The organism is Novipirellula sp. (assembly GCF_041583735.1).
Taxonomy (GTDB): domain Bacteria; phylum Planctomycetota; class Planctomycetia; order Pirellulales; family Pirellulaceae; genus Novipirellula.
In genome coordinates this window covers 1-5,607 of sequence record NZ_JBFHFD010000578.1, presented here as the reverse complement: position 1 = coordinate 5,607, position 5,607 = coordinate 1, and the positions used below count along the sequence as shown (strand labels likewise).

At 57.0% G+C, this 5,607-nt stretch carries 3 protein-coding genes; 1 reads left to right on the top strand and 2 read right to left on the bottom strand.

Going from position 1 to position 5,607, the window contains the following annotated elements:
- Positions 1-84: 84 nt before the first annotated feature.
- Positions 85-1,080 carry a YhdH/YhfP family quinone oxidoreductase gene (locus ABX962_RS28690; RefSeq protein ID WP_372724622.1) on the bottom strand — a complete coding sequence of 332 codons (996 nt, stop codon included), beginning with the start codon at positions 1,078-1,080 and terminating at the stop codon, positions 85-87.
- 5 nt (positions 1,081-1,085) lie between these two features.
- The gene (locus ABX962_RS28685) at positions 1,086-3,095 is read right to left on the bottom strand and encodes a hypothetical protein (protein ID WP_372724621.1); all 2,010 of its coding nucleotides are present in this window, start codon (positions 3,093-3,095) and stop codon (positions 1,086-1,088) included.
- Between the two features lie 506 nt (positions 3,096-3,601).
- Here ABX962_RS28685 and ABX962_RS28680 point away from each other — a divergent pair.
- A complete protein-coding gene (locus ABX962_RS28680; protein WP_372724619.1) occupies positions 3,602-5,182 on the top strand; it encodes an Lpg1974 family pore-forming outer membrane protein in 1,581 nt (526 codons plus the stop codon).
- The last annotated feature ends 425 nt before the right edge of the window (positions 5,183-5,607 follow it).

Genomic DNA, 5,607 nt, shown 5'->3' with positions numbered 1-5,607 from the left:
TGCAGGGGCCAATTCATTTGCTCGACATTGTTGCCGATTCCCACTCGGAATGCGAGAGCGGGGGGGAAGCAAATGAGTAAGAGATTAGATTTGCACGACGGCGCGGCCGACCATTTTCCCTGCCAAAATGGTTTCCACCAACGATGCCAATTGGTCCATGGAATAAATCTGGGTCAGCGAATCAAGATCATCAAGCTTCCACTGCCCCGCTAGCCGCTGCCAGATTTTCTTTCGCTCGGGCATGGGACACATCGCCGAATCAATGCCACACAGTGTGATTCCTCGCAATAGGAACGGGAACACCGTCGTATGCAGCTCGTTCCCACCGGTTAGCCCACAGGCGGCAATGCAGCCACGGTACGAGGTGCTTCGCAACAGTGTTTCCAACATTTTCCCGCCCACCGAATCGACCGCTCCGGCATAGGCCGCGCTCAACAACGGCCGATTGCTTTCATCCACAAACTCGCTGCGAGAAAGCACCGTGTCGACACCGCGTTGTTTTAAGTTCGCATGCTCACTTTCTTTGCCCGTGACCGCGGTGACGGTGTACCCCAATTTCAGCAACAACGAGATCGCCAAACTCGCGACACCGCCGGTCGCTCCGGTCACCACCACGGGACCCGATTCGGGAGCCACCCCGTGGTCGATCAGGGCGTCCACACATTGCGCCGCCGTAAATCCAGCGGTACCAAGCGCCATCGCTTGCAGGGGCGTCAACGTATCGAGTAATGGCACGGCCCACGAACTCGGTACGTCGATCTGTTCGGCCCAGGCACCGAAGTGCGTCACTCCTAATTGATTTCCGGTCACAATCACCGCGTCGCCTGGCTGGAACGAGTCATCCTCGCTTTGCATCACTCGGCCAACGGCATCGATGCCGGGGATGTGCGGAAATTTGCGGACGATCCCCGGGTTCCCCGTTGCCGCCAGCGCGTCTTTGTAGTTTAGTGACGAGTACTCGACCTGAATGCGAATCCGTGGCGAGGTCGTTTCTGCCGCGTCAAGAATAGAGGTGGGTTGCTCGGCAAGCGAAGCACTGACTTCCCCCGATTCGTTTTTCTCAACCCAGAAACATCGCATCTTTTCTACTCCTGTTGCGTCAGTATGACTTGTTCACTATCGGACCACTGGACGGAAACTTGAAACCGAAGCTTCGCCGATGTTTGTAACAGAGCCACCAAAGATTGCAATTCAGCAACACGACGCGACAACTCGGTCAACTGTTCCGCGTAGGACTTAATTGCAGTCCGTCGAGGCCGCAGAATCCGCCGTCCATCGGTGTCGGCGCGATCATAGATCGCTTCCACCTTGGCTATCTGTTGCTGGACGAGATCCGCTTGGCTGAGCAGCACGTTGGCAAAATCCGCCAACCCCGCTTCGGTAAATGTCTGCCAAGCAAAGGCGGGGTCCAATCGCCCGGCGACGCGAATTTGACACGCCAATTTGGTCGTGCACTTAATGTCAAACCGGAGTCCGACTCGCACATTCTCGTTGTCTTTGAGCGCCAATACGGCAATCCCGCTGGTCCGTCGCGGCGACGCCGGATCAATCGGCTCGATCCATGCCTCTTCCACCTCGTCAGGCAAGTCAAACCCAATTTTCAACCTTGCAACCTTCGGTGGTAGCAATCCATCCAAGTCCCAACTGGGATGAAAATCGGATTTGTCAAACGCTAAGGCCCACGCGTCCGCCTCGATTCGTGGCCGAAAATAGATCACGTTACCGGTGGTGTCTCGCAGTCGACCGTGCAGCAGCAGACTCGATTGAGAACTCGACTTGGCGGTGTCCTTCCATTGAAACACGAGTCCGTCGGATTGACGACTGAGCAGCGCAAGGGAAGTTTGATTGCGAGTGTCGAGAAGATCAAACACAGCAGCGGAATCTGCGGTCGCCGCGGGACGGCGTTTCATTGCAATCGAAATCGGCAGCGGAAATTCGAGCGTAAGCCGGTCCAGAACCGCATCGGGGACCGCCCCATCCCCAATCGGCTGCGATACCGCCGTATCGTTGATCGCGGGAAGTTGAAACGACTGCACTTTGACCGTCCGCACGCTTTGTGGCGACTCGGGTGCTTCGGTTTCGGGATGGGTTGCTAATGCATCGGCCTGGGGAACATCTGCATCACCAACACGGATTGACAACGACGATTCATCAAGGGAAGCCGCCGCAGAAAAATCTCTATCAGCGACCGAATCCGGTTTGGATGATCGCGCGGACGATGCATCGACGGGGCGGGGTTGCGGCGCTGTCTCGAATGGGGACGAATTCATGGCCGGAACCAACGAATCGAATGGTAACAAGGATGTCGATTCGGCAAGCGAATGATCCAAATCCACCGCCGGATCGGTCATCGCAAACGACTCGAGTGTCTGCGGCGGTAACGGATCGCCAGCCCTGCCAACGTCTGTTTTCGTGGCAAATTTTGCTCCGTCACCAACCGAAACTGCGTCGGGTTGATGAACTCGAGGCGTCAATCCAGCAGCGTCTGGCGCGGCGGTCATCTGGGTGTCGGCCGGATCGGGCGTGATTGACGAACGCCCGGCTAGCCACCATGCCGCCAGCAAAACCAGACAGCCTGCCACGACCGCGATGGCAATGTTCCGTGTGGGCACCGACGATCGACGCCCTCGTTTTTTGGATTCAGTGCCGGCAGACGCCGCGTCGTCGCCCACAGTTGGGTCGCCGAGAGTTGTGTCGTCAGCGACCTCGCTAACATGCACGGTCAATCCGGAGGTCGTCGACGGATCGCGTGTCGGCTGTTGTGGCGACCACTCGCCGCAAACCTGGTTGCGAAAATCGGCTAGCCGCCGCTCGTTAATGGAGTCAACGTTGTCGGCCGTAGTGGACACCGAGGCAATCGGATGATCGGGCGGCGACATATCGGGTGCCGATGGCCTCCAGCGAACTCCGACGGTACCGTGCGAATCGACCAACCAATCCGCTAGATCGATCGGAGGCAGAGACTGTCCGGTGCGTGAAGCGATGTCATCGGCAATCGCTCGAGCTTGTTCGCACCAGATGTCGGCGATATCGGGGGGCGGTGGTCCGAGACGTGCGAGGATGTCGCGAACCGACTCGGTGGGCGAGGAAGACACGCAGCGCGAGGAAGGGAGATGACTCATGCCGAGATCTGCCATTTCGGTGATCGATTCTTCGCTGCGGCGGAGCAACCGTGGCGAAGAGAAAGTCCCACGCTATCGCGGATGATAGCAATGATTGGTATTGACCGGAAAATTTTTCCTGAACGTATCTGCCGGAATAACCAAACCTTGGCGTCCGGTTGTGCCGATAAATCCGCGTGAAGGAGTTATGTCGAACGTTCCAGAATCGTGATTTTTCAGGATTCAATGTACGGCATGAATTGCTTCAAAGCCAATCGAGGGGGAAAAAGGTGGGCTTGATTTTGATCGTCGCGATAGCGCGTCGAGAGGGATCAATTCTACCTGAGGCTGTTGCGGCGAGGGTCGCGGCAACGGTCATCGATAGCAACGGTCCAGTTGGTGGCCCGTCATTGCTTCGTTCCCGCTTTTGACACTCCGGCTTTTCCATACCGGCCGATAGCGAGGCGGCGATTGCCGCGGAGACGTTTGCAATGCACCGAATGATTCCAATAAAAGCGACCTGTTTAACTCTGTTTGCCACAGCGGTCTTTGCGTTTTGGGCTGGTCTTCCCGAAGCCAATGCACAACCGCCCCGCGTGGTGCAAGCCGACATGGACTATGCCGGCAGCGGCTATGTCACGCCTGCGGGCATGGTGCCGCCGACGATGTACGACGGAACTGCGATGCCACTGGGCATGCAGAGCGGCGTGATGCCCGTCGGCTTCAACGGCCCCGCTTGTGATAGCGGCGGTTGTGATACGTCGTATGGCAGCGGCATGCTCGGCGGCTGTGATGGCAGCTGTGATGGCGGCTGCGGCGGCAATTGTGGCTACGACGGCGACGACGAATGTGACCTCGGAATCTTCGGGGGCTGCGGATGTGGTCGTTGCTGTATGCTTGGTCGCGGCGGACTGTTAGGCAGTATCGGCCGAAACGCAACCGCTTGCGGCGGATGCGGCCGCGAAGGCTGCCGAGCCTGGGGGGGACGCACCAACCTTCGCTTCCTGTGCATGTTTTGTCGTGGCGATGGCTGCGAAGCGTGCCAGTTTTGGGGCCGTGGCTATCTGCGAGGTGCTGTCGGATGCTTGCTTCCTTACAAAGACGCTGGCAAATGTGCTCAACGCTGGTACGACCTGTCGGCCGACGTTATGTTCCTCAGCCATAACAACGGCAATGGAAACCAAGTCATCACCACTCAAGGTATCAGCGGCACTCCGGTTCTGAACATCGGTGATGCCGACAGCGATGATCTCGAAGCGGGGATGCGATTGTCGGCTGCTTTCATCTTCGGAGCGGGTGGCAATCTGGAATTCACCTACATGGGTGGCCAAGAGTGGGACGGACGCGCCACCGTCAATGACCCTAACGCTCAACTGTTCTCGGTGATTAGCGACTTTGGTGTCACACCTGCAGGCGGATTTGATGATACCGACCAATCACTCAGCCAATCGATTGGGACGGAAAGTAGTTTCGACAGCTTTGAACTGAACTATCGCCGCCGCACCGTCGGTCCTTACTGCCGCTTTCAAGGTTCGTGGTTGGTGGGGCTTCGCCACATCCGCTACGACGACCGCCTGACCTACTCGACGATCGGGTTGGACAACAATGGTACCGGAACGGATCAACGCTTCTTTACCTCAAGCGACCGCAACAAGAACCGATTGTTTGGCCCGCAAGCAGGTTTTGACCTGTGGTACAACGTGATGCCCGGAATCAATCTTGGCGTCGGTGCCAAGGGAGCTTGGATGCAGAACGATATCAAACGTAATTCGTTCCTCGCCTTTAACTCCGAAGCCGCCGGTGCCACCCCAGGCTCGGTACAGTTCAACGACGGTAATCAAGACACCACCGTGATGGCTGAATTGGATGCCACGCTGCTGTATCGCCTGAGTCATTCCTGGACGCTTCGGTCGGCTTACCATGTGATCGCGGTGGACGATGTCCGCTTCGGAACTCTGGACGCCCAAAACATCCGCAACTTCTCGGATTCGCTTCCTGGATCGACCCCAGGACCGAACCGAAACCAAACGGACCAATTGGTGATCCAAGGTTTCTCGGTCGGTGCCGAATACATCTGGTAGTGTCACCGGAACCACTGCATCCCCATTATCAAAATCCCGCGAATTCGTTCGCGGGATTTTTTTGCATGCATGCTCTCGCTTGGCTGCGAAGCCGATTCCGTCGGTGGTAGCAAATTCCCAAGTTTGCTAAGGCAAGCAAAATTCTGCTTTTGAACTTCAGCCGATTCGCGTCAAACCGGACCGCAAACGCCGCAAACCGCTGAACATCTGTCTCCACCCAGCCTGCCTTCCACCCGTTTGAAGTAGGTATTCTCAGCGAGTAAGGGCTGGCCGATGTCCATTTGGACCGATTTTTCGGGGCAACCGGAACTTCCGTTGCGAATGACGCGTCCGAAGTGCAGCGTTTCGTTGACACGTCTAAGGGTGCAATTAGAATCGCAACTCGTCCCTTTTCCCCTACGCCCCTCTCATTCGCGTTCTCTTTC